Source organism: Phyllobacterium sp. 21LDTY02-6, assembly GCF_023554255.2.
In the GTDB taxonomy this organism is placed as follows: Bacteria; Pseudomonadota; Alphaproteobacteria; order Rhizobiales; family Rhizobiaceae; genus Phyllobacterium.
Genome location: NZ_JAMJWD020000001.1, coordinates 320,015 through 342,943 on the forward strand (window position 1 = coordinate 320,015; position 22,929 = coordinate 342,943).

The 22,929-nt window shown below is 59.1% G+C and carries 18 protein-coding genes; 9 read left to right on the forward strand and 9 right to left on the reverse strand.

What is annotated here, in order from left to right:
- Positions 1 to 4 precede the first annotated feature (4 nt).
- The gene (locus M8997_RS01540; protein ID WP_250019662.1) at positions 5 to 628 is read right to left on the reverse strand and encodes a glutathione S-transferase family protein; all 624 of its coding nucleotides are present in this window, start codon (positions 626 to 628) and stop codon (positions 5 to 7) included.
- Between the two features lie 240 nt (positions 629 to 868).
- On the opposite strand from M8997_RS01540, the gene M8997_RS01545 reads away from it, so the two are divergent.
- On the forward strand, positions 869 to 2,071 hold the full coding sequence (locus tag M8997_RS01545) for a pyridoxal phosphate-dependent aminotransferase (protein WP_250019663.1): 1,203 nt from the start codon (positions 869 to 871) through the stop codon (positions 2,069 to 2,071).
- A gap of 480 nt (positions 2,072 to 2,551) precedes the next feature.
- Here M8997_RS01545 and M8997_RS01550 read toward each other — a convergent pair whose 3' ends face one another.
- Positions 2,552 to 3,448, reverse strand: coding sequence for a LysR family transcriptional regulator (locus tag M8997_RS01550; protein ID WP_250019664.1), 897 nt, complete (start codon positions 3,446 to 3,448; stop codon positions 2,552 to 2,554).
- Between the two features lie 59 nt (positions 3,449 to 3,507).
- Entirely contained in the window at positions 3,508 to 4,482 is a 975-nt protein-coding gene (trxB, locus tag M8997_RS01555) for a thioredoxin-disulfide reductase (protein ID WP_250019665.1), read from the reverse strand.
- 276 nt (positions 4,483 to 4,758) lie between these two features.
- Between trxB and M8997_RS01560 the strand changes: the two genes are divergently transcribed.
- A complete protein-coding gene (locus tag M8997_RS01560; protein WP_250019666.1) occupies positions 4,759 to 6,159 on the forward strand; it encodes a TrkH family potassium uptake protein in 1,401 nt (466 codons plus the stop codon).
- A gap of 91 nt (positions 6,160 to 6,250) precedes the next feature.
- Complete coding sequence (locus M8997_RS01565; RefSeq protein WP_250019667.1) at positions 6,251 to 6,721, forward strand: Lrp/AsnC family transcriptional regulator; 471 nt, start codon at positions 6,251 to 6,253, stop codon at positions 6,719 to 6,721.
- Between the two features lie 131 nt (positions 6,722 to 6,852).
- On the opposite strand, the gene M8997_RS01570 is transcribed toward M8997_RS01565, so the two are convergent.
- Positions 6,853 to 7,065 carry a cold-shock protein gene (locus M8997_RS01570; protein ID WP_250019668.1) on the reverse strand — a complete coding sequence of 71 codons (213 nt, stop codon included), beginning with the start codon at positions 7,063 to 7,065 and terminating at the stop codon, positions 6,853 to 6,855.
- Positions 7,066 to 7,395: 330 nt separating this feature from the next.
- On the opposite strand from M8997_RS01570, the gene M8997_RS01575 reads away from it, so the two are divergent.
- The gene (locus tag M8997_RS01575; RefSeq protein ID WP_250019669.1) at positions 7,396 to 9,180 is read left to right on the forward strand and encodes an ABC transporter ATP-binding protein/permease; all 1,785 of its coding nucleotides are present in this window, start codon (positions 7,396 to 7,398) and stop codon (positions 9,178 to 9,180) included.
- A 21-nt stretch (positions 9,181 to 9,201) separates the two neighbouring features.
- Here the strand turns inward: M8997_RS01575 and carB are convergent, their stop codons facing one another.
- Positions 9,202 to 12,687: a carbamoyl-phosphate synthase large subunit gene (gene carB / locus M8997_RS01580; protein WP_250019670.1), complete on the reverse strand. Its 3,486-nt coding sequence runs from the start codon at positions 12,685 to 12,687 to the stop codon at positions 9,202 to 9,204.
- 322 nt (positions 12,688 to 13,009) lie between these two features.
- Between carB and M8997_RS01585 the strand changes: the two genes are divergently transcribed.
- A complete protein-coding gene (locus M8997_RS01585; protein ID WP_250019671.1) occupies positions 13,010 to 13,933 on the forward strand; it encodes a neutral zinc metallopeptidase in 924 nt (307 codons plus the stop codon).
- A 9-nt stretch (positions 13,934 to 13,942) separates the two neighbouring features.
- On the opposite strand, the gene M8997_RS01590 is transcribed toward M8997_RS01585, so the two are convergent.
- Positions 13,943 to 14,662, reverse strand: a complete 720-nt coding sequence (locus tag M8997_RS01590) for an aspartate/glutamate racemase family protein (RefSeq protein ID WP_250019672.1) — start codon at positions 14,660 to 14,662, stop codon at positions 13,943 to 13,945.
- A gap of 141 nt (positions 14,663 to 14,803) precedes the next feature.
- Between M8997_RS01590 and M8997_RS01595 the strand changes: the two genes are divergently transcribed.
- Positions 14,804 to 15,268, forward strand: coding sequence for an Lrp/AsnC family transcriptional regulator (locus M8997_RS01595; protein WP_250019673.1), 465 nt, complete (start codon positions 14,804 to 14,806; stop codon positions 15,266 to 15,268).
- Here M8997_RS01595 and M8997_RS01600 read toward each other — a convergent pair.
- The 3 genes from M8997_RS01600 to carA all read right to left on the reverse strand — a co-directional run bounded on the left by M8997_RS01600 (position 15,256) and on the right by carA (position 17,660).
- A complete protein-coding gene (locus tag M8997_RS01600) occupies positions 15,256 to 15,822 on the reverse strand; it encodes a TetR/AcrR family transcriptional regulator (protein ID WP_250019674.1) in 567 nt (188 codons plus the stop codon). The genes M8997_RS01595 and M8997_RS01600 overlap by 13 nt on opposite strands.
- A 2-nt stretch (positions 15,823 to 15,824) precedes the next feature.
- Positions 15,825 to 16,298 carry a nuclear transport factor 2 family protein gene (locus M8997_RS01605; protein WP_250019675.1) on the reverse strand — a complete coding sequence of 158 codons (474 nt, stop codon included), beginning with the start codon at positions 16,296 to 16,298 and terminating at the stop codon, positions 15,825 to 15,827.
- Between the two features lie 132 nt (positions 16,299 to 16,430).
- Positions 16,431 to 17,660, reverse strand: a complete 1,230-nt coding sequence (carA, locus tag M8997_RS01610) for a glutamine-hydrolyzing carbamoyl-phosphate synthase small subunit (RefSeq protein WP_250019676.1) — start codon at positions 17,658 to 17,660, stop codon at positions 16,431 to 16,433.
- Between the two features lie 277 nt (positions 17,661 to 17,937).
- On the opposite strand from carA, the gene M8997_RS01615 reads away from it, so the two are divergent.
- The 3 genes from M8997_RS01615 to M8997_RS01625 all read left to right on the forward strand — a co-directional run bounded on the left by M8997_RS01615 (position 17,938) and on the right by M8997_RS01625 (position 22,919).
- Positions 17,938 to 18,387, forward strand: coding sequence for a GatB/YqeY domain-containing protein (locus M8997_RS01615; protein ID WP_250019677.1), 450 nt, complete (start codon positions 17,938 to 17,940; stop codon positions 18,385 to 18,387).
- Positions 18,388 to 18,613: 226 nt separating this feature from the next.
- A complete protein-coding gene (locus M8997_RS01620) occupies positions 18,614 to 22,372 on the forward strand; it encodes an autotransporter domain-containing protein (RefSeq protein WP_250019678.1) in 3,759 nt (1,252 codons plus the stop codon).
- Between the two features lie 382 nt (positions 22,373 to 22,754).
- On the forward strand, positions 22,755 to 22,919 hold the full coding sequence (locus M8997_RS01625; protein ID WP_250019679.1) for a hypothetical protein: 165 nt from the start codon (positions 22,755 to 22,757) through the stop codon (positions 22,917 to 22,919).
- The last annotated feature ends 10 nt before the right edge of the window (positions 22,920 to 22,929 follow it).

The window sequence follows — 22,929 nt, forward strand, 5'->3', positions numbered from 1 at the left end:
CCGCTCATTGCGCGCCTTCGGGCAGCCAGTCCACCGGCACATGGCCTTCATCCGCCGCGACGCGCCCGAGCCACTTTGCCACGGAAGGATAGGCCGATAGGTCGAAGCCGCCATGATTGGCCGTGTGCGTATAGGCGTAGAGCGCGATATCCGCGATACTGAAACTGCCGCCGGCGAAATAGGGCGTCTTCTGCAACTGCGTCTCCATGACGAGCAGGGCCTTGTTGCCGCCTTCCAACGTGGCCGCCAGCCGTTCCGGCGTCGCCTCGCGGGCGCGCTCCGGATAGACCATGAGAGCCCGGCGCACGGCGATATAGGGTTCGTGGCTATATTGTTCGAAGAACAGCCATTGATACATGAGCGCGCGTTCATAGGGATCGGACGGAATGAAGCGGGTGCCTTCCGCCAGGTGAAGCAGAATGGCATTGGATTCGGCCAGCAGTCTGCCATCGTCAAATTCGAGCAGGGGCACCTTGCCGTTCGGGTTCCTGGCCAGGAAGTCCGGCTTGCGCGTCGAGCCGTCCACCGAAGATATCGCGACATGCTCGAACGGCATTCCCAGTTTCGCCATCAGGAGGCGAGGCTTGTAGCAGTTTCCCGAGTCGATCTGCGAGTATAGTTTTGGCATCGTTCTTCTCCTGTGGCGCGCGACTATTTCCGGTGCCTTTCCCTGTGTCCAATCAATTTGGTTGAAGAGATACGTTAGCTGCCCTTATGTTTGCGCAGCTGTATGTCACACCCTGCACATAAAGTGCGCGATGTGAAGTCCATAGGGTATGCTTTCGCTTGCGATTCCAGAGGCATTGCGACATAGCAGTCCCGCAAACCGAATACCGGTCATCAACCCTCGTATCAGGAGAACGATACCATGGCATTCCTCGCCGACGCCCTTTCCCGTGTGAAGACTTCCGCAACGATTGCGATCACCCAGAAAGCGCGGGACCTGAAAGCCGAGGGACGCGATGTCATCTCTCTCTCCGTCGGGGAGCCGGATTTCGATACGCCAGATAATATCAAGGAAGCCGCAATTGCTGCAATCAGGCGCGGCGAGACGAAATATACGCCCGTTTCCGGCATTCCCCAGCTGCGCGAGGCGATCACCCGCAAGTTCAAGCGGGAGAACGAGCTCGACTACAAGCCCAGCCAGACGATCGTCAGCACCGGCGGCAAGCATGTCATCTACAATGCGCTGCTTTCGACGCTGAACCCCGGCGACGAGGTGATCTGCGTCGCGCCCTACTGGGTCAGCTACCCGGAAATGGTTTCGCTTTGCGGCGGCATCCCGGTGATCGTGTCGGCGGTGCAGGCGAATGAATTCAAGCTGCAGCCCGAGGATCTGGAGCGCGCAATCACGCCGAAGACCAAGTGGATCATCATGAACTCCCCGTCCAATCCTTCCGGTGCGGCCTATACCTGGGATGAGATGAAGAAACTGACCGACGTGCTGGTCCGGCATCCGCATGTCTGGGTCCTGACCGATGACATGTACGAGCACCTGACCTATGGCGACTTCAAATTCGTCACGCCGGCGCAGGTCGAGCCCAACCTCTATGAGCGCACGCTCACCATGAACGGCGTCTCCAAGGCCTATGCGATGACCGGATGGCGCATCGGCTATGCTGCCGGGCCGATCGAACTGATCAAGGCCATGGACATGGTGCAGGGCCAGCAGACATCGGGAACGAGCTCGGTTTCGCAATGGGCGGCGGTCGAGGCGCTGGATGGCACGCAGGAACATCTGCCGGTGTTCAAGAAGGCGTTCGAGGCGCGGCGCGACCTTATCGTCTCCATGCTGAACCAGACGAATTTCCTGGAATGCCCCAAGCCTGAAGGTGCCTTCTACGTCTATCCGTCCTGCGCCGCTGCGATCGGCAAGACGGCGCCGTCGGGCAAGAAGATCGAGACCGACGAGGATTTCGTCAGCGAGCTTCTCGCCAGCGAGGCCGTGGCGGCGGTGCATGGCTCGGCATTCGGCCTTGGACCGAACTTCCGTATTTCCTACGCAACCTCCGATGCAAATCTGGAAGAGGCAGGCAAGCGGATACAGCGTTTCTGCGCAAGCCTGCGCTAGAGCCGAACGACCTGGAGCCGAAAGGCCTGGAGCCGAAAGACAGGGGCCCTTCGGGGCCCTTTTTTGGCGATAGAAAGCAAGCTCCCGACAAAAGGCAGGCGCTCGAAGCCGATGCAGTTTCAGTGTTCTGGAAAGAAAAGAGGCCGGACGTAAGCCCGGCCTTGAATTTTGAAGGTGCCGTTTCCGGCAAAACCTCCAGAGGGGAACACTTGCGGCGCGCAAAATGGGAGGAGGAGACGCGCCAGCAAGTGAGTTGGATATGAGGCCTTTGACCTGGGCTTTCAACCCCGCGTTTTTGCATTGCACCTATGCGACTGGTGCATAGCTCCTGTTCGACCGGCTATTCCGGCACAGGCGTTTCGGATACCACCTGATATGCGCAAAATCATGCCAGCGCCGGCGGCACGGGCGGAAGCAAAATTTTCTGCATTCGGTCGAATAAACTGCTTCGCGGCGGCATAAACCGGCGGATCGGCGAAATTAATATGACCAGGTGCGGGCCTTGTTGAACAGGAAATCCCGGAAGACGTGCAATTTGGCGGCGTTCTTGATACCCTCTGGATAGCAGAAGAACGTATCGAAGGACGGCAGTTCCATTTCAGGAAGCAGGCGGACCAGGGTGGAATCCTTTTCCACCATGTAGTCCGGCAGCACGCCGATGCCCACGCCCTTCTGTATCGCCCGCTTGATCGACAGGAGATTGTTGATCTGCAGGACGGCCGGGCGCTGGTTGCCGTCGGACCTGCCGATGATTTCCAGCCAGTTCAGATTTGTCAGATAGGAGGGGGCGGGTTCGCCGAAACTGACGATCCTGTGGCTGTCGATCTCGTCGATGCTTTCGATCTTGCCATATTTCGCAATATAGCTTGGCGCGGCATAGACGTGCATGTGCACGGTGAACAGCCGCCGCTGGATGAGGTCCGGCTGCTGCGGCTGGCGCAGGCGAATGGCGCAATCCGCGTGGCGCATCGTCAGGTCCAGTTCCTCATTGTCGAACAGGAGCTGCAACTGCACTTCCGGAAAGAGTTCGATGAATTCCTGCACGCGCTCCACCAGCCAGCCGGAACCAAGCCCGACCGTCGTCGTGACACGCAGCTTGCCTGAAGGCCGGTCCTTGCTTTCGGTGAGGCGGGAGCGGACGTTCTCCAGCTTCATCAGCACTTCGTGGGCGGTGCGGTAGAGAACCTCGCCCTGTTCGGTCAGTATGAGGCCGCGGGCATGCCGGTGGAACAGCGGCACGCCGACATCCTGTTCCAGTGCGCTTACCTGGCGGGAAATGGCAGATTGCGACAGATGCAGCGTCTCGGCAGCATGGGTGAACGACCCAGCTTCCGCCGCAGCATGAAATATTCGCAACTTGTCCCAATCAAGCGACATCGCGCCGTTTCTCCCCCTTTCCGGACCCCGTATGCGGGGCCGGCTCCTTCATATGGCCTCTATTCGGCAGCCTGACGTACCGGTTCCTGCGCCGCCAGCCACCGCTCGGCTTCGAGCGCGGCCATGCAGCCCATGCCGGCCGCGGTAACGGCCTGCCGGTAAATGTCATCGGTCACATCGCCAGCCGCGAAAACGCCCGGAACATCCGTCGCAGTCGAATCGGCGGCAGTCCATAGATAGCCATTCGGCTTATGTTTCAGTTTCCCCTTGAACAGTTCGACCGCTGGCGCATGGCCAATGGCGACGAATACGCCATCGGTGGCAAGGTCGGTGGTCTCGCCGGTCTTCACATTCTTCAGACGAACCCCGGTAACGGAGGCAGGCATCGGAGCCTTAGCTTCGCTGCCGGTGATCTCATCGATCACACTGTCCCATATGACTTTGACATTTTCTTTGCTGAGCAGGCGGTCCTGCAGAATCTTTTCGGCACGGAAGCCATTGCGGCGATGCACGATGGTGACCGATTTGGCGATATTGGCAAGATAGAGCGCCTCTTCCACGGCGGTGTTGCCGCCGCCGACCACGACCACATCCTTGTTGCGGTAGAAAAAGCCGTCGCACGTGGCGCAGGCCGAGACGCCGAAGCCCATATAGGTCTGCTCGCTGGGCAGGCCCAGCCATTTGGCCTGTGCGCCCGTGGCAATGATCAGGGCGTCGCAGCTATATTGCGTGCCGCCATCGCCGATGAGGCGGAAGGGGCGGACGGAGAGGTCGACTTCCGTGATGATGTCGTTGATGATCTCGGTGCCGACATGTTCCGCCTGCAGCCGCATCTGCTCCATCATCCAGGGGCCCTGGACCGGATCGGCATAGCCGGGATAGTTTTCGACGTCGGTGGTGATCATCAACTGGCCGCCCTGCTGCAATCCTGCGACGATCACGGGTTTCAGGTTGGCGCGTGCCGCATAGATGGCTGCCGTGTAACCGGCCGGACCGGAACCGATAATGAGGACGGGCACGTGGCGCTGTGTCATGATCAAACCTTGACGTAGATAATCGGACGCGTGAAGGCTTTTGGCGGCCTGTCACCTTCTTGAGCCATAAAGTAGTGTTTGATGACCCTTCCTTGCAAGGTCTGCTTATAATATAGACGGGTTAGCCACAGCTTGTATGCGCCAGGGCACGGAATATCGTCGCTGGCTTTGGCCGTGGAGGTAAGTCTATGAAATATAAGCTGTCCAAAACGCGACCACGAGGCTGATCCCATCCTTCGAACCATTGCCAACATATGCGCGCGTTTTGGTCTCGTCATGGGCGGGATGATGCTCGTGCCGGCGCTGGTGGATCTGCACATCGGCAATAGCGACTGGCTGGTTTTCGTTCAGTCGGCCCTGTTCACCGGCATCCTCTGCGGGCTGGTGCTGCTGGCGACGCAGAATGTCGAGATACGCTTCACGCCGCGCCTCGGATTTCTGCTTATCGTTGCCGTATGGCTGACGGCGGCCTTGCTGGGTTCGCTCCCGCTCTATTTCTCGACATTGCCGATAAGCTTCATAAGGGCCCTCTTCGAATCCCTGTCCGGCCTCACTTCGACCGGCGCGACCGTGCTTACCGGGCTCGACCGAATGCCGCGCGGCATATTGATGTGGCGCTCGCTGCTCTGCTGGTTCGGGGGTCTCGGCTTCATCGGCCTCGGGCTGCTGCTCCTGCCTTCGCTGCGTGTCGGCGGCATCCAGCTGCTCCACATGGAATCCTCCGACAAATCGGAGAAGATACTGCCGCGCGTGCATCAGATCGCGACGGGCATAACCCTGGCCTATTTCATCCTGACGGTGCTTTGCATGGCGTCGTATTTCGCCGCCGGCATGGGGATGTTCGATGCGGTCAACCACGCCCTGACGACCGTTTCCACCTCGGGTTTCTCCACCCACGACAGTTCGCTCGGCTTTTATGCGCATAACAGGCCCATTCTGATTATCGCCACGGTGTTCATGACGCTCGGAGCGCTTCCCTTCGTGCTCTATATCAAGGCGCTGATGCCGCAGCGCTTCGTATCCTTTGCCGATCCGCAGGTTTCGCTGTTCTTCATCATCGTCATCAGCCTGAGCGTGTTTCTGGCCATCATGCTGAAGATCGAGACCGGCATTGCATTCGGCGACGCATTGATCGCGGCCTCGTTCAACCTCGTCTCGGTCATATCCACGACGGGTTTCGCCACGGAGGACTACCAGCTCTGGGGGGCGGAGGCCCTGGGCGTGTTCTTCCTGGTAACATTCCTCGGAAGCTGTGCCGGTTCGACCTCCGGCGGCATCAAGCTCAACCGGGTGATCATCCTGTGGCAGCTCGCTTCGGCGACCCTGACGAAACTCATAATGCCCAATGCCATCATCAAGATGCGCTATGGACGCTCCGAGATCACCGAGGAAGTGGCGCAGTCGGCGCTGCTGTTCATGTTCCTCTACACGGCATCCCTGATCCTTGGCGCAAGCGCCCTTGCGATGCTGGGCAATGATCTCGGCACGGCGATAACCGGGGCGCTGACGGCCCTTTCCAATGTCGGTCCCGGCTTTGGCGATACGATCGGGCCGGTCGGCAATTTCTCGACATTGAACGAACCATCGCTGCTGGTCTTGAGCTATCTGATGCTGGCGGGGCGGCTCGAAATCATAACGGTCGTGATCCTTTTCACGCGCCGCTTCTGGAGCCGCTAATGGGAAGCTGTTTGCAACTGGTCCGGGATGCAGTACACAGCGGCAGGAATCGCATATGTTAGCCACTTCTGGGACAGGATAAGATTACACCATGCCTTTGACGGCGGATCTCGACGCGATCGACTGGAAAATTCTGAAACAACTGCAGGATAATGGCCGCATCACCAATGTGGAATTGGCTGAGCGGGTTGGAATCTCTGCCCCGCCATGCCTGCGGCGTGTCAGGAAGCTGGAGGAAAGCGGGATAATCCAGGGATACCGCGCCATTCTGAATGGCGGGATTCTGGGGCAGGACATCGTTGCCTTCTGCATGATCCGCCTGCATCGCCAGTCCGATGCCGACCTGAAGAGCTTTGCCGAAAAGACCAATAGCTGGACGCTGGTGCGGCGGGCGTGGATGGTCTCGGGGGAATCGGATTTCCTGCTGCATTGCGTGGCGCCGGACCTGAACACGTTCCAGAATTTCGTCATCGAAGAGCTGACCTCGACGCCGAATGTCGATTCGGTGCGCACGTCCCTGACGATCCGCTCGGTCAAGAACGAGCCGCTGATCGTCCTTTAGCGTTGTCTTGCCCCGATAATTGTCGTGCCCGGGTAGCGGCGGGCACTATTCGGGTAAAAGCGGGTAAAGAAAAAGGCGGGAAGAACCCGCCTTTTTACATTGAGGAAAACCAGGCCACGGGGGCCGGATAATCAGCCCTCGACGCTGAGATTGTCAGCGGACGACTTGCCCGAACGGCGGTCCTGAACGATTTCGTAGTTGATCTTCTGACCATCATTGAGACCGCGCAGACCTGCACGCTCAACGGCAGAGATATGAACGAAAACATCCGCACCACCGGTGTCAGGCTGGATGAATCCGTAGCCCTTAGTGCCGTTGAACCATTTCACTGTTCCCGAAGCCATGGGAAGTTCCTTTCAGGTATATAAGAGAGACAGCATAAACAAATGCTGCCCAGGGAATCGAACCTATGCAATGGAGTTCATCAGGAAGCGCAACAGGTTACGCGGTCGCAAAGTCACTCGACCGATAAAATCGATGTGAAATACATAGGACAGAATTCCGGGCAAGACAAGCGGGTTTGAAATCGGCGCCGACCGACGTTCCGGCCGCACCGTTGCAAGCGACGGGATTGGACCTACATTGCAGGAAGAAACCGCACGGCCTTCAGTCCGCTTTGCGTCGCAAACTGCTAGAATAGCCGGGCCGAATCAGGGTCGTGGACGGGAGAGACTATGGCGAAGAGGAAAGCCGATCGGACGCCGCCGACCGCCGTTGCCGGTGAAGTCCAGTCCGGATTGCTCTCCCAGCTTCGCGTCATCGTCGACATCTACTGGAATTCCCCTGTCCGCAACCGGTTGATCCTCCTGGTCCTCGGCGTATTCGCCATCATCATCGTCACCTCCGCCGGGCAGGTATTGCTCAACCGCTGGAACGTCCCGTTCTACGATGCACTTTCGCGCCGCGACCTGCCGGCATTCACCGAGCAGCTCATGGTGTTCATAGGCATCGCCTCGGTATTGCTGGTCCTCAGCGTTGCGCAGACCTGGCTCAACCAGATGACCCGGCTGAAGCTGCGCGAGGGGCTGACCCGCGATCTCATCGGCGAATGGCTGGTGCCGCGGCGGGCTTTCAAGCTCTCCAATTCCGGCCCTATCGGCGTCAATCCGGACCAGCGCCTGCATGAAGATGCACGGCATCTGGCGGAAATGTCGACCGATCTTGGCTTCGGCCTGCTGCAAGCCTCGATATTGATGGTCAGTTTCGTCGGGGTTCTCTGGTCGCTGTCGAGCGGCTTCGTCTTCAACCTCTATGGCTACAGTTTTTCCATCCCGGGCTACATGGTATGGGCGGCCATACTTTATGCGGCGTCTGCCTCCTGGCTCAGCTGGCTCGTCGGCCGCAAGCTCATCAAATACAATGCCGATCGCTACCAGAAGGAATCGGAACTGCGCTTCTCCCTGATGCGGGTGAACGAGCATATCGATGCCATTTCGCTCTATCGCGGCGAGGCCGACGAGAAGCGGCGCCTCGGCTTCGATGTAGACAGCCTGCTAGCGGCCATCCGGCTGCTCGTGACGGCGCTGACGCAGCTCACCTGGGTGACGTCCGGCTATGGCTGGTTCACCATCGTCGCGCCGATCCTCGTCGCTGCCCCGGTCTATTTTGCCGGGAATCTTTCGTTCGGCGGCCTGATGATGGCCATCGGCGCCTTCAACCAGGTCCATGCCGCGCTGAAATGGTTCGTCGATAATTTCGGCGCCATAGCCGATTGGCGCGCGACCCTCCTGCGCGTGACGTCGTTCCGGCAAGCCGTGCAGGCGACCGACATCATGAACGGCGTCGAACAGCGCATCGGCTTTGCCGAAGGCGAGGCGAATGAATTGCGGCTGGATGCGCTAAAGATATCGGCGCCGCGCATGACCGTGCGCCTCAAGGAGAAGGCGGCGGTGGTGAAGGAGGGCGAGCGTGTCCTCATCACGAGCGAGACCGGTATCGATCGCACATTGCTGTTCCGTGCGATTGCCGGTCTCTGGCCGTGGGGCGCCGGAACCGTGACGCTGCCGGGCGGCAAGGAAATCATCTACATGCCGCGGTTGCCCTATTTTCCGCCGGGAAGCCTGCGCGAGGCCATGTCATATCCGCTGGGCAAGGATGGGTTCAGCGATAGCCAACTCGTCGATGCCCTGCACAATCTCGGCCTGAAACGCCTCGAAACCATGCTGGATTTCAATGCGCGCTGGGAAAGGGAGCTGAGCGACGATGAACAGCAATCGCTGGCATTCGCCCGGCTGCGTCTGCACAAGCCGGATTGGGTGGTGATCGACGAAGCACTGGATGGCATGGAACCCGATGCACGCGAGCTGGCGCTGGCCGTCTTGCGCGACGATCTCGGGGCATCGACAGTGGTTCATATCGGCAGGGAAGACAAGGATGACCATGTCTTCTCCAAGGTGCTGCACTTCGTCAGCGATCCCTCCGGCCATGGCCTGGAGGGTACGGGCGTGACCGGCGTTTAGCCCGGCCCGGATTGCTCCGGACTAGGCGAAGTAGTCCTGCAGGGGCCTGACTTCGAGTGAACCCGCCTTCAGCGCTGCGATCGCCTCCGCCACCGCGTCCGCGCCCGAAAGCGTCGTGTAATACGGCACTTTCTGCATCAGGGTCGCGCGGCGCAATGATTTGGAGTCGGAGATTGCCTTCGCGCTGTCCGTCGTGTTGAAGACGAGCTGCACCTGCCGGTTGCGGATCGCGTCCTCTACATGCGGACGCCCTTCCTGCACCTTGTTGATTTTCTGTGCCTCGACGCCATTCTCGCCGAGGAACCTCGCGGTTCCGCCCGTAGCGAGAATCTTGAAACCCAGTTCCGCCAGGCGCTTGACCGGCGCGAGTATCCGCTGCTTGTCCTCGTCGCGTACCGAGACGAAGAGCGTGCCATCGCGAGGCAGATCGACGCCAGCGCCAAGCTGGGATTTCGCGAAAGCGAGGGCATAGTCGTAATCCAGGCCCATGACTTCGCCGGTCGAGCGCATTTCCGGTCCAAGCAATGTGTCGACGCCGGGGAAGCGTGCGAAGGGGAAGACCGCTTCCTTGACGGCAATGTGCTTGATCGCCCCCGCGGCAGGCTTGCCGCCATAATTGGCCAGCGCACCCTCCAGCGTTTCGCCGGCCATGATGCGAGCCGCCACCTTGGCGATCGGCTTGCCGACGGTCTTGGCGACGAAGGGAACGGTCCGCGATGCGCGCGGGTTTACTTCGAGCACATAGATCGTGTCGTCCTTGATCGCATATTGCACGTTCATGAGGCCGACGACATTGAGGGACTTCGCCAGCGCCGCGGTCTGCTGTTCCAGTTCGGCGACGGTAGCAGCAGAAAGCGAATGAACGGGAAGCGAGCAGGCGCTGTCGCCGGAGTGGATGCCGGCCTCTTCGATATGCTCCATGATGCCCGATATCCAGGTGTCTTTGCCGTCGCAGAGGCAATCGACGTCGACTTCCGTCGCCAGCGTAAGGTAGCGGTCGAAGAGAAGCGGGTTCTTTCCGAGCAGCGTGTTGATCTGGCCGGTCTTGTCGTTCGGATATTTCTGCTTGATATCCTCGGGAACGAGTTCCGGCACGGTGTCGAGCAGATAGGTCTGCAATGCGCGCTCGTCATGAATGATCTGCATGGCACGGCCGCCAAGCACGTAGGAAGGCCGCACCACGAGCGGGAAGCCGAGTTCGCTGGCGATCGTGCGCGCCTGCTCGACCGAATAGGCGATGCCGTTCTTCGGCTGCGTCAGGTCGAGCTTCACCAGCAGCTTCTGGAACCTGTCGCGATCTTCCGCAAGGTCGATGGCATCGGGCGAAGTGCCGAGGATCGGAATCCCTGCTTTTTCGAGCGCATCGGCGAGTTTCAGCGGCGTCTGTCCGCCAAACTGCACGATGACGCCGTGCAGCGTCCCGGCCTGCTGCTCGGCGCGCAGGATTTCCAGCACGTCCTCGGCCGTCAGCGGCTCGAAATAGAGCCGGTCGGACGTATCGTAGTCGGTGGAGACCGTTTCCGGATTGCAATTGACCATGATGGCCTCATAGCCGGCATCGCGAAGCGCAAAGGCGGCATGGCAGCAGCAATAGTCGAATTCGATGCCCTGGCCGATGCGGTTTGGACCGCCGCCGAGGATGACGACCTTCTTCCGGTCGGATACCTGTGCCTCGGAAGCCGTATTTCCGGCGAATGGCACTTCATACGTAGAGTACATATAGGCCGTGGGCGATGCGAACTCGGCCGCACATGTGTCGATGCGCTTGTAGACCGGGTGTACCTCCAGCCTGTTGCGCAGCTTCGTCACGTCGCTCACCTCGATTTTTGCGAGGCTGGCGAGGCGGGCATCGGAGAAGCCCATGCCCTTCAGCATGCGCAGGTTCTGTGCATCCTGCGGCAGGCCATGTTCGCGAACGCGTTCCTCCGTGGCGATGATCTCGGCCATCTGTTCGAGGAACCATGGATCGATCTTGCAGCCTTCGTGGACCTCCTCGACCGAAAGCCCTATGCGCAGCGCCTGGGCCACCATGCGCAGCCGGTCCGGTGTCGGCGTACCGATGGCGGCTCTTATGGCATTGTTGTCATTTCCTTCGCCAAGACCGGGAATGGCGATTTCATCAAGGCCGGTGAGGCCTGTCTCAAGGCCGCGCAGCGCCTTTTGCAGCGATTCCTTGAAGGTGCGTCCGATCGCCATGACCTCGCCGACGGATTTCATCGCCGTGGTGAGCGTCGGCTCGGCGCCGGGGAACTTTTCGAAGGCGAAGCGCGGTATTTTCGTGACCACATAGTCGATCGAAGGTTCGAAGGAGGCCGGTGTCGCGCCGCCGGTGATATCGTTCTCCAGCTCGTCCAGGGTATAGCCGACAGCCAGCTTGGCGGCGATCTTCGCAATCGGGAAGCCGGTCGCCTTCGACGCCAGCGCCGAGGAGCGGGAGACGCGCGGGTTCATTTCGATGACGATGAGACGGCCATTGTCGGGATTGACCGCAAACTGCACGTTCGATCCGCCGGTCTCCACGCCGATCTCGCGCAGCACCGCGATCGATGCGTTGCGCATGATCTGGTACTCCTTGTCGGTGAGCGTGAGGGCAGGGGCGACCGTGATGGAATCTCCGGTATGAACGCCCATCGGGTCGATATTCTCGATCGAGCAGATGATGATGCAATTGTCCGCCTTGTCGCGGACGACCTCCATCTCGTATTCCTTCCAGCCGAGGACGGATTCTTCGATCAGGACTTCGGTCGTCGGCGAGGCGTCGAGGCCGCTGCCGATGATCTCGTAGAATTCCGCGCGGTTATAGGCGATGCCGCCACCGGTGCCGCCCATGGTGAAGGACGGCCTGATGATGGCCGGCAGGCCGACATGATCGAGCGCGGCGCCGGCCATGCCGAGCGCATGCGCAACATAGCGCTGCTTGCGGTCGCCTTCGCCGAGCTGCCACTCGGTCTCGAGTTTGTCGAGCGCCGCATCGAGTTCGGCGCCGGTATATTTCGCCTTGACGGCCTCGCGCTGTTCCTGGTGCAGCTTCCTGTCGAGGTCCTTCACTTCGGTGGCATTGGCCAGCATGGAGCGCGGGGTCTCGAGGCCGATCTTGTCCATGGCCTGGCGGAACAGCGCCCGGTCCTCGGCCTTGTCGATCGCTTCCGCATTGGCGCCGATCATCTCCACATTGTAGCGATCGAGCACGCCCATCCGCCGCAGCGAAAGCGCCGTATTGAGCGCGGTCTGGCCGCCCATGGTCGGCAGCAGGGCGTCCGGCCTTTCCTTGGCGATGATCTTGGCGACGACTTCCGGCGTGATCGGCTCGATATAGGTGGCGTCCGCCAGTTCCGGATCCGTCATGATCGTCGCCGGATTGGAGTTCACCAGGATGACCCGGTAGCCTTCTTCCTTCAGCGCCTTGCAGGCCTGTGTGCCCGAATAGTCGAATTCGCATGCCTGGCCGATAATGATCGGTCCCGCGCCGATGATCAGTATGGATTTGATGTCGGTGCGTTTCGGCATGTTCTTTTCCTATCCATGGCGGCTGCACAAAAAACCGCACGGATTGACCGTACGGGCAGGCACACAATTCATAATGCGAGGCTAAGGCTGCCTTATAGGCAAAGGATTCGGTTTGTGTAACCCCAAAAAACGCCAATCCCTGCTTTTTCGCGGGCTTCCGGCAATAAATTTCCGCCTTTTGCGGCAACGTTTATGCCGACGCGTGTAACTAAACACAGCTCCACGTTGAAAAACGCGAGCGCTCATGAAACAAATGATGTTGAAGAGTGTTTTAGTTCGCTTGCCGGCCATTCATTGGACGGCCCAAAGGGAGATGGAGTGGATGCGTTGGCAAGGTCGCAGACAGAGTGACAATGTTGAAGATCGGCGCGGTGAAGGGGGAGGTTTTCCTGGCGGAATAGGACGCGGCGGGGGTTTCCGGATACCTGGCGGGTCGGGGATAAGGACGGCGCGGGGCGGTGGCCTTTCGGGCATCATCATCCTGGCGGCGATCTTCCTGTTCCTGAAACTCTGCACCAATATCGACCCGATGCAGATTCTCGTCGACGGCGGCGGCGGCCAGCTTCTGCCCGGCGGCCAGAGCCAGACCGATACGTCGGTCAAGAACAATGACGAGATGACCCAGTTCGTGCGCACCGTGCTCGCCGAAACCGAAGATACCTGGAGCGGCATTTTCCAGGCGTCGGGACAGACCTATCCGGCGCCGACGCTGGTGCTGTTCGATGGCCAGGTGCAGTCCGCATGCGGCTTCGCAAGTTCGGCGTCGGGCCCGTTCTACTGCCCGGGCGACAAGAAGCTCTATATCGACCTGCGCTTCTACGATGAACTGGACCGTAAATTCGGGGCTTCCGGCGATTTTGCCCAGGCCTATGTTCTTGCGCATGAGGTCGGCCATCATGTGCAGAACCTGATCGGCGTTCTGCCGAAGTTCAATCAGATGCGCCAGAGCATGGGACAGGCGGAGGCCAATGCCATGTCTGTGCGGGTCGAGCTTCAGGCCGATTGCTTTGCGGGCATCTGGGGGCATTTCACCCAGCAGAAGGGCATTCTCGATGTTGGCGATCTCGACGAGGCCCTGAATGCCGCGCAGCAGATCGGCGACGACACGCTGCAGCGCCGCACGCAAGGCTATGTCGTGCCGGAGAGCTTCAACCACGGCACGTCCGACCAACGCAGCGCATGGTTCAAGCGCGGTTTCGAGAGCGGCAAGCTGGAGAGCTGCGATACGTTCAACGCCAATATCTAGCGGAGAGGATCAGCGGTGGCTCGCCGCTGCGGCTGATCTTTCCAGCGCATGATCGACCGCCGCCCGCGCATGGATGGCGGTCGAATCGAACAGCGGGAGGGCAAGATTGTCTTCCGTGAGCGACAGGCAGATTTCGGTACAGCCGAGGATCACGCAATCTGCCCCGGCCTCCTTGCCACGCTCGACGATCTTTTCCAGCGCCTGCCGCGATTCCGGCTTCACCACGCCACAGCAGAGTTCGTCGAAGATCACTGAATGCACCTTCGCGCGGTCGATCTCGTTCGGAACGAGCAGATCCAGCCCGAAATGCGTTTTCAGGTAGTCCGCATAGAAGCCGTGCTCCATCGTGTAGCGCGTGGCGAGCAGAAGCGGACGCTTCATTCCGGCATCCGTCAGGGCACGTCCGGTTTCGGCGCGGATGTCGATGAGCGGAATGTTTACGGCCGCGGAAACGGGTTCTGCCACCAGGTGCATGGTATTGGTGCAGATCAGGACGCAGTCGGCGCCGCCCAGCTCCAGCCGCCTTGCCGCGTCGGCGAGGAGCACGCCGGCATCATGCCAGCGGTCGGCCTTCTGCAGGGCGACGACCTCGGAGAAATCGAGCGACTGCATGGCGATCCTGGCCGAGACCAGCCCGCCGAGGCGGTTGCGCACTTCTTCATTGATATGGCGGTAATATACTGCCGTGCTTTCCCAGCTCATTCCGCCAATCAGGCCGATCGTCCGCATTGCCATCTCCTCTTCGTTGACGACATGATACCGGTGTATCCGACGGAAAACTCGGCGATTTGCGTGGCATTCCAGTATTTATGTGCAATAAATAAGCGTATCACTTCTTGAGAGCGCAAAACAACGGCGGAGGCAGGGGTAATGATCGATGATCGGGATCGCAAGATTCTGCATCTGCTGCAGCAGAATGCTGCCATGCCGGTTACGGACCTTGCCGAGAGGGTCAGCCTTTCGGTATCGGCCTGTTCCCGCCGTGTCCAGCGGCTCGAGGATGAGGGCTATATCAGCCGGCGCGTGGCGCTGCTCGACCGGGCAGCAGCGGGATTGCCGACGACGATGTTCGTGATCGTGCGGACCGCACGCCACTCGGCTGAGTGGCTGGAACAATTCAGGGCGGCGGTTCTCGAAATCCCCGAGATCGTCGAGGTGCACCGGATGACCGGCACCATCGACTACATATTGAAGATCGTTCTTCCGCGCGTCGAAGCCTATGATGCGATCTACAAGGCCCTCGTCGAAAAGGTCGAGTTCTTCGATATTTCTGCCTCCGTCTCGATGGAAACACTCAAATCCACCACTGCGCTTCCGACCAATTACGTTGCCTGAGCCGAAAGGTCGGCTCTGATCCTGTCCATGCTGCGCTGGAACAACTCCGGCTGATCGAGCGCCCGCGCCAGTACCAGCGCTCCCTGGATGGCGATCAATGTGTCTTCGGACAGGGTCTCGGCGCGGGATGCCGTGTCGCCGCGCCGCTGCAGGGCATCGGCCAATGCCGACCTCCATGCTGCGAAATAGTCGTTGACGCGGGCGGCGAAGCGGTCGCGCACATTGTCCAGCGCAAAGGCGCCGATCAGGCAGATGCGGCGTCCGGAATGGAAATAGGCGCTCACATCGTCGCACATGGACATCAGCGCCGCCTGCGGGTCGGCCGAATTGCGCAGCGGCTCATAGATGCGGTGCTCGAACCATTGGCCGATCTCGTCGATGACAGCGGCGGCCATCTCTTCCTTCCCGCCCGGGAAGAAGTGGTAAAGGCTGCCCTTTCCAAGACCCGTTCGGGCGCCGATAATCGCAAGACTGGCGCCTTCATAGCCATATTCGCGGAAAATCTCGGCGAGTCGAGGCAGGATATCGGCTCTTTCGGTGATGGTTTTCGCCAAACTCAAAGCTCCAGCCCGGACAGGCCGGGATGGTCGGACGGGCGTGGTCCCGATCGAGCCCAGAAGAACTTCCTGTCCGTTTCCGCGATGGGCAGATCATTTATCGAGGCAAAGCGCCGACGCATGAGCCCGTTCTCGTCGAACTCCCAGTTTTCATTGCCATAGGCACGAAACCAGTTGCCGGAATCATCGTGATATTCATAGGCGAAACGCACGGCGATCCTGTTGTCGGAAAAGCTCCATAATTCCTTGATGAGGCGATAATCGAGTTCCCGTATCCACTTCGCCTTAAGGAAACTGACGATCTCTGCGCGGCCACGAATGAATGTCGATCGATTGCGCCAGAAACTGTCGACGGTATAGGCGAGGGAGACGCGCTCCGGGTCGCGGCTGTTCCAGCCATCCTCGGCAGCGCGGACCTTCTTCGTTGCGCTCTCCAGATCGAATGGCGGAAGCGGCGGGCGTTGTTCGGTCATAGACGAGCTTCCCTGTACTGAGCGGTCAAGATTGTACCGATTAGTACAGGGCTGGCTGTCATTGTCAAGCACGCTCGACCGCAGGAGCAGTTCGCCATATCGAGGGCCGGTGAAGGCCGCGACGTCGCCTGGTCAGGCGGCGTGTTCGCGTTCGGGCAGCGTCTCCAGTCCCTTGCGCTGACGGATCAGGTTGAAGAACCGGCGGAAGAGATAGTGCGAATCCTGCGGGCCCGGCGAGGCTTCGGGATGATGCTGCACTGAAAAGACCGGACGCCCGGCGATGCGAAGACCGCAATTGCTGCCGTCGAAGAGCGAAACATGGGTTTCCTCGACGCCGTCGGGGAAGCTCTGCGCATCCACAGCGAAGCCATGGTTCATCGAAACGATCTCGACCTTGCCCGTCGTATCGTCACGGACGGGATGGTTGGCGCCGTGATGGCCCTGATGCATCTTCTTCGTCTGGCCGCCGACCGCGAGCGCCAGCATCTGGTGCCCGAGGCAGATGCCGAAGACGGGAATGTCGGTCTTGATGAGTTCCTTGATCGCGGGCACGGCATATTTGCCCGTGGCCGCCGGATCGCCAGGCCCGTTCGAGAGAAAGATACCATCCGGCTCATAGGCGAGCACGTCTTCCGCCGTTGCTGTCGCCGGCAGGATCGTCACCTTGGCTCCAAGCCCGGCGATAAGCCGCAATATATTGCGCTTGATGCCGTAATCGATGGCGACCACGTGGAATTCGGGCTGTGACTGCTCGTCGAAGCCCTTGTCCCAGACCCATGGTTTCTCGGTCCAGACGGAGCTCTGCCCGGACGTCACTTCCTTGGCGAGGTCGAGGTCGAGCAGGCCGTGCCACGCCGCGGCGCGCTTCTGGAGCGCCGGGATGTCGAACTTGCCCTCGGGATCATGGGCGATAACGGCGTTCGGACTGCCGTTCTCGCGGATCAAGGCAGTGAGCGCCCTTGTATCGACGCCGCAAAGGGCGATGACGCCGCGCGACTTCAACCATTCGTCGAGGCCCTGTGCCGCGCGATAGCTGGACGGGGAGGTGATGTCGGCCTTGAAGATCGCGCCGACGGCCCCTGCGCGCTTGGCCGGTGCCAGATCCTCGATGTCTTCATTGTTGGTGCCGACATTGCCGATATGCGGGAAGGTGAAGGTGACGATCTGGCCGGCATAGGACGGGTCTGTCAGGATCTCTTCATAGCCGGTGAGGGCAGTATTGAAGCAAACTTCCGCTTCGCATGCGCCCGTTGCACCCAATCCCTTGCCCTCGATGACGGTACCATCCGCCAGTACAAGTAAAGCGGTAGGTTTAAACTCGCTCCAACCTGCGGTTTTGGTGTCGTTCGGCAAGGTGTTCATTTGGCACTCCTGGCGGGCCCGCCAAAATGGATCGTCCGGGCATTGAAAAATACTTCGGAATACTCCATATGACGTGGCTGATCGCGATGGTTGAATTATCACCCACCGCAGAAACTATGAAGATGTCTGGCTAGGTCCCAGTCCATAAACAAAATAGCACGCCCGGTCAATTGGATCACGAGTGAGATCTTGGGATAATCATGTCTGCGGATATGAGCGTTTCTTGATTTCGCTCGGCACGATTACTAGTGTGTGCGGATAACAGGAGAGTGAAGCCATGCGCGAGATAATCGCCGAGGCACTGAATAAAGCCGTAAAGGAACAGGACAAGAGCCGCATTTCCACGCTGCGCTTGATCATGGCCGCCATCAAGGATCGGGATATCGTCAATCGCGGGATCGGCAAGGAGCCGGTAAGCGGAGACGAAATCAGCACCATCCTGGCCAAGATGATCAAGCAGCGCGAGGAATCGGCGAAGCTCTACGAGGAGGGAAACCGCCTCGAACTGGCCGAACAGGAACGCGCTGAAATCGAGATCATACGCGATTTCATGCCGCAGCAGTTCTGCGAGTCGGATATCCGCAACGCGTGCAGCGAGATCATCGGCGAAATCGGCGCCGGTGGCCTCCGCGACATGGGCAAGTGCATGAACGCCCTGAAGGAGCGCTATGCCGGCCGCATGGACTTCAGCAAGGCGAGCGGCATCGTCAAGGAAATCCTGCAATAGGCCGGCGGGCCGGCGTCGATTCGCGCTCGTCGAAGAACAAAAATCAAGTGGCGCATCTCGGATGTGGCCGATCCTGCGGGCAGTGTCATGAAACATGCGCTGCCCGTAAATATGTCTATTCGACACTAAATGATGCTCATTGCGGATGGGCACTTGACGCCAACGCCGACTTGCCCACTAATTAGCCGAATAGTTTAGTATTTTTTATTGTTCGGGATTTTTCATTATGCCTTTTCACGCCACTTCTGCGGCTTTTTCCGCACGTCATCACTCGCTCTCCGCTTCCCGCAAGTTTCTGAAAAGCTCCGCATGTATCGCCCTGATTCTTGTCGCGACGAGTGCCACGGCACTCGCTGACGGGAAGTACTTCAATGCCGATGGCAGCAGGACCGATGATCTGGAAGCGGCAGCAGCGACCTGGCGTACGCCGGAATTTCTAAAGGATCACGCCCTGGCAGGCGTCAAAGCGGAATATGCCTATGCCCAGGGGATCACTGGCGCCGGCGTCAAGATTGGTGAGGTAGACTCCGGTATTCTGGCAAGCCATCCTCAACTTGCCGGCAAGTTCACTTCACTCAAGGTGGAAGGCACCTACGGCGCGGATGGCGACAGGTATGAAGGTAAGAAGGCCGGAAAATGGAGCTGGAAGAAAGGCGACAGGTTTTCGGTTTCCGGCGACTATGATCCGCGCATCAATGATAGCCATGGCACCGCAGCGGCTGGCGAAATGGTCGGGATTCGGGATGGCAAGGAGATGCATGGTATCGCGTTCGACGCCCATCTCTATTCAGTCAATACAGGCGGAACCGATTCTACTCTGACGGGGCCATCCGTAGATTACGAATATTTCAGGGAAGCCTATGCTGTAGCGTCGCGCAATGGTGCCCGCGCGGTCAATTCGAGCTGGGGGCAAACGCCTGATATAATACAGAATTACAGTAGCGTAGCCGAGCTGGTTGGCTCCTATTCCCATTTTCTGGGCAAGAAGACCTATGCTGATTCAGTCGCCGAGGCCTCCCAGCAATATGGAACAATTCAGGTTTGGGCGAATGGAAATGCCGGGCACAACAATCCCGGCACAGTAGTATCCTTGCCCTATTTTCGCCCGGAGATCGAAAAATACTGGGTCGGCGTCACTGGCGTCACAAAGACGGGTGAGTCGATATATGACCGCTGCGGCGTCGCCAAATATTGGTGCATTGGCGGACCCACCGCGGGCATTTACAGTACGACGGCAGGGCGGAACGGCGATGTTTATGATCGTGGGCACGGCACGCCCAATGACAAGATAGCGGCAACTTATTCCCCCAACTATGATGGCACCTCGGCGGCTGCACCGAACGTGACTGCTTCGCTTGCGCTCGTCATGCAGCGGTTTCCGTATTTGAATAATTCCCAGGCCCGGGATGTGATGTTCACCACAGCTGAGCATCTCACGGATGCCAGGCTGAAAAACGATATTGCCGATATACCCAATAAGGTCTTTGGCTGGGGCAGGCCGGACATGAAGAGCGCCATGCGCGGTCCGAAACAGTTTCTGGAGCGGGTTGTCGTGAACCTTTCAAAAGATGACGCCGTTCCGGGGCACGCCAATGGCACCGATGTCTGGTCCAACGATATTTCCGATACGGCACTTGTTCGGCGCAAACAGGAAGAGCAGGCCGAGGCGACTTCCTGGACAAACAGGAAGCCGGAATTGCAAGGCAAACTGCAAGCTGTTCCCGGTATTGTGAAACCATCAACGCCGCTCATTGCCGGCATTGATACAGGCAAAAATCTCCTTAAGGCGGCGATCGAATCTTTCCTGGAGCAAGGATATCGCTCGGCCAGAGCGCGCACTGCATTGTCCGCTCTGGACGCCGACCCGTTCGGGAAGATTCTGGCCGATCTCTATGCAAAAGAGAGACCGTATTGGCGCGGGCAATATAGTCAGTCGACTGATTTCGATGATTTCATTGCTGGCCGGAGCAGTGAAGTTATCGCTGGCCTAATTGCGAATGCTCCCCGCGACGCAATTATAGGCGCTAACCTGCTCGTTGAAGCTGAAATCAAGTTCAATGATAGCAGCCGTATACCGTATCTCACTGCCAAGCTTGCAGATGCTTCCTCCTATGATGCCGGCCTGACCAAGATCGGCTCTGGCCAGCTGACATTGGCGGGCCACAACACCTATTCCGGTGATACGATCGTCGATGGCGGCGAATTGGTGATCGACAAAAAGGGCTCCATCACCTCGCGATCAATCGTCAATGCCACTGCACTGTTTACGGTTGAAGGTATTGCAGCCGACACGACAGTCAACAAGGGCGGGCGTTTGTACGTCGCCGTTGACGGCACAATTGGCGATGCGTCGATCGATGGTGGATGGGCAGCGATCAACGGCAGGAGCGGATCTACCATCGTCGGCGAAGCGGGCGTTGTTTCCGGAACCGGCATTGTCGGCAGTCTCCTGGCGAAGAGCGGCAGTAAGGTCTCGCCGGGCAATTCGGTCGGCACGCTCAATGTCGGCAAGGACGCAACCTTCGAAAAAGGCAGTGTTCTTGATGTCGAGATCGCGGCCGATCATGGCGCGGCGGACAGTCTTTCTGTCGGAGGCAAGGCAAGTTTGCTTGGCGGCGTCGTGGATGTGCGGCTTGAAGGCAAGGCGGCTTTGTTGAACAATGCCGAGATAGAACAGCTTTTCGACCGGCACTATGACATTCTCACGGCTAGCAAGGTCGAAGGCAGGTTCGATACCGTCAATGGCGCCGGCAGTTTCAACTACATTGCGACGCAGCTCGATTACAGCGACACAAGCAAGGTGATGCTTGGGTTTGACAGGAAGGATGTGCCGTGGACCGTTGGTGTCGACACCGATAATCAACGCGCCGCATCGGGTGCCGTCCAAGGCTTGAAGCAGGGCAATGCGCTCTATAACACCGTGCTCTTTTCCACCATCGGCAACCTGCTCGATTTCGATGCGCTGTCGGGCGAGGTCCATGCGACGGTCTTCGGTGTTCTGGCGGACGACAGCCACTTCATCTCCGATGCGGCGACTGCGCGGCTGCGCAATGCCTTTGACGGTGTGGCAGGCAAGGCGCAGGCCGTCAGCACGCCGCCCTTGGCCTATGGTCCCGGGAAGGCACAGCAGAGTGAAGTCTTTGCCGCTATCGAGCCGGCCGCTGCAACAACGGCATTTTGGGGTGAGGCCTATGGTTCATGGGCGCATGCGGATGGTGACGGCAATGCTGGCGGCTACAGTCGCAACCTGGGTGGGCTTGTCACCGGTATGGACGGTGTGATTGCCGATAGCTGGCGCTTCGGTCTGCTTGCCGGTTATGGCAACACCTCGATAAGCGGCGGCCGGGGCAAGGCATCGGTCGACAATTACCAGCTCGGAATCTATGGCGGCACAAAGCTGGATGCACTCGGTTTGCGGCTCGGCGTCAATCTCGGTCACCACGAGATCGAAACCAAGCGGTCCGTGCACTTCGGTTCGCTGTCAGGCGAGCATGAGGCTGCGTATGATGCGACCTCCGTGCAGGTCTTTGGCGAACTCGGCTATGAGATCGATACGGCCTATGCCGCACTCGAACCCTTTGCGGCAGCACGACATGTACATGTCAAAACCGGCGGCTTTGACGAAGACGGCGCTGTGAGCAATCTGAACGGCGCAGGCTCCAGCACAGACCTGACCGTGACAACGCTTGGCTTGCGTGCTTCGCATCAGTTCAGCTTGAGCGCGGATATCTCGCTGACGGCGCGCGGCATGCTGGGTTGGAACCACGCTTTCGGCGATGTGACGCCGCAAGTCGGTCTTGCCTTCAGCGGCGGTCAGACTTTCTCGGTCGAGGGCACTCCCGTGGCAGGGGATGCCGCGATCATCGAAGCCGGGTTTGATGCGGGCATCGGCAGGAGAACGACCCTTGGTCTCAGCTATACCGGCCAATATTCCTCCGAGGCCCGCCATAATTCCATCAAGGCCGACCTCAATGTCAGGTTTTGAGGACGGCTCCGAACTTCCCGGCCGCGACATTTTGCATAGCTATTATGCAATTATGCGGGTAGCAAAAAAAATGGGCGATGTTATCTTATCGGTGTTGGGTTCTTTTCCTCCCAGATAATCCCAACGTCGAATGTACTGCACCTCCTCCCGCGGTACATTTACAATCAGGACCGCTGCACCTCCTCCCGCAGCGGTCCTTTTTTGTTTGGTCGCTCGTTGGGGGGATGCTCCCCAAAATCCTTATGTCTATGCAGGCCGGCCTCGACCACTCCCTTTATCGTTCTTTCGATGGAGCGACGCAGCCCCGTGTGCCCTGTAGAATCGACGACGGAACCTGGCGGCGGGTTGCCGCGTTGATGGTTAACAAAATATGGAGGCTGATATGAAGGAACATGGCTGGTCTACTATAATAGGCATCTTGGCAGGCCTATCGATCGGCGCCGGCATCGGCGAAACGGTCATGGGCAATATGACGCTCGGGCTGTTGATCGGCTCGGCGATGGGCGCCTTCATCGGCTCCAATACCCATATTCATCGCAATTACTGACTGTCGTGCG

What these genes read in the sequence shown, in the direction of transcription:
- M8997_RS01560 (WP_250019666.1), top strand. Translation starts at nt 4,759, where the DNA reads ATGGGCGGGATGATGCTCGTGCCGGCGCTGGTGGATCTGCACATCGGC.
- trxB (WP_250019665.1), bottom strand. Translation starts at nt 4,482, where the DNA reads ATGACACAGCGCCACGTGCCCGTCCTCATTATCGGTTCCGGTCCGGCC.
- M8997_RS01585 (WP_250019671.1), top strand. Translation starts at nt 13,010, where the DNA reads ATGCGTTGGCAAGGTCGCAGACAGAGTGACAATGTTGAAGATCGGCGC.
- M8997_RS01575 (WP_250019669.1), top strand. Translation starts at nt 7,396, where the DNA reads ATGGCGAAGAGGAAAGCCGATCGGACGCCGCCGACCGCCGTTGCCGGT.
- M8997_RS01540 (WP_250019662.1), bottom strand. Translation starts at nt 628, where the DNA reads ATGCCAAAACTATACTCGCAGATCGACTCGGGAAACTGCTACAAGCCT.
- M8997_RS01550 (WP_250019664.1), bottom strand. Translation starts at nt 3,448, where the DNA reads ATGTCGCTTGATTGGGACAAGTTGCGAATATTTCATGCTGCGGCGGAA.
- M8997_RS01570 (WP_250019668.1), bottom strand. Translation starts at nt 7,065, where the DNA reads ATGGCTTCGGGAACAGTGAAATGGTTCAACGGCACTAAGGGCTACGGA.
- M8997_RS01615 (WP_250019677.1), top strand. Translation starts at nt 17,938, where the DNA reads ATGCGCGAGATAATCGCCGAGGCACTGAATAAAGCCGTAAAGGAACAG.
- carA (WP_250019676.1), bottom strand. Translation starts at nt 17,660, where the DNA reads ATGAACACCTTGCCGAACGACACCAAAACCGCAGGTTGGAGCGAGTTT.
- M8997_RS01620 (WP_250019678.1), top strand. Translation starts at nt 18,614, where the DNA reads ATGCCTTTTCACGCCACTTCTGCGGCTTTTTCCGCACGTCATCACTCG.
- M8997_RS01595 (WP_250019673.1), top strand. Translation starts at nt 14,804, where the DNA reads ATGATCGATGATCGGGATCGCAAGATTCTGCATCTGCTGCAGCAGAAT.
- M8997_RS01605 (WP_250019675.1), bottom strand. Translation starts at nt 16,298, where the DNA reads ATGACCGAACAACGCCCGCCGCTTCCGCCATTCGATCTGGAGAGCGCA.
- M8997_RS01545 (WP_250019663.1), top strand. Translation starts at nt 869, where the DNA reads ATGGCATTCCTCGCCGACGCCCTTTCCCGTGTGAAGACTTCCGCAACG.
- M8997_RS01625 (WP_250019679.1), top strand. Translation starts at nt 22,755, where the DNA reads ATGAAGGAACATGGCTGGTCTACTATAATAGGCATCTTGGCAGGCCTA.
- M8997_RS01590 (WP_250019672.1), bottom strand. Translation starts at nt 14,662, where the DNA reads ATGCGGACGATCGGCCTGATTGGCGGAATGAGCTGGGAAAGCACGGCA.
- carB (WP_250019670.1), bottom strand. Translation starts at nt 12,687, where the DNA reads ATGCCGAAACGCACCGACATCAAATCCATACTGATCATCGGCGCGGGA.
- M8997_RS01565 (WP_250019667.1), top strand. Translation starts at nt 6,251, where the DNA reads ATGCCTTTGACGGCGGATCTCGACGCGATCGACTGGAAAATTCTGAAA.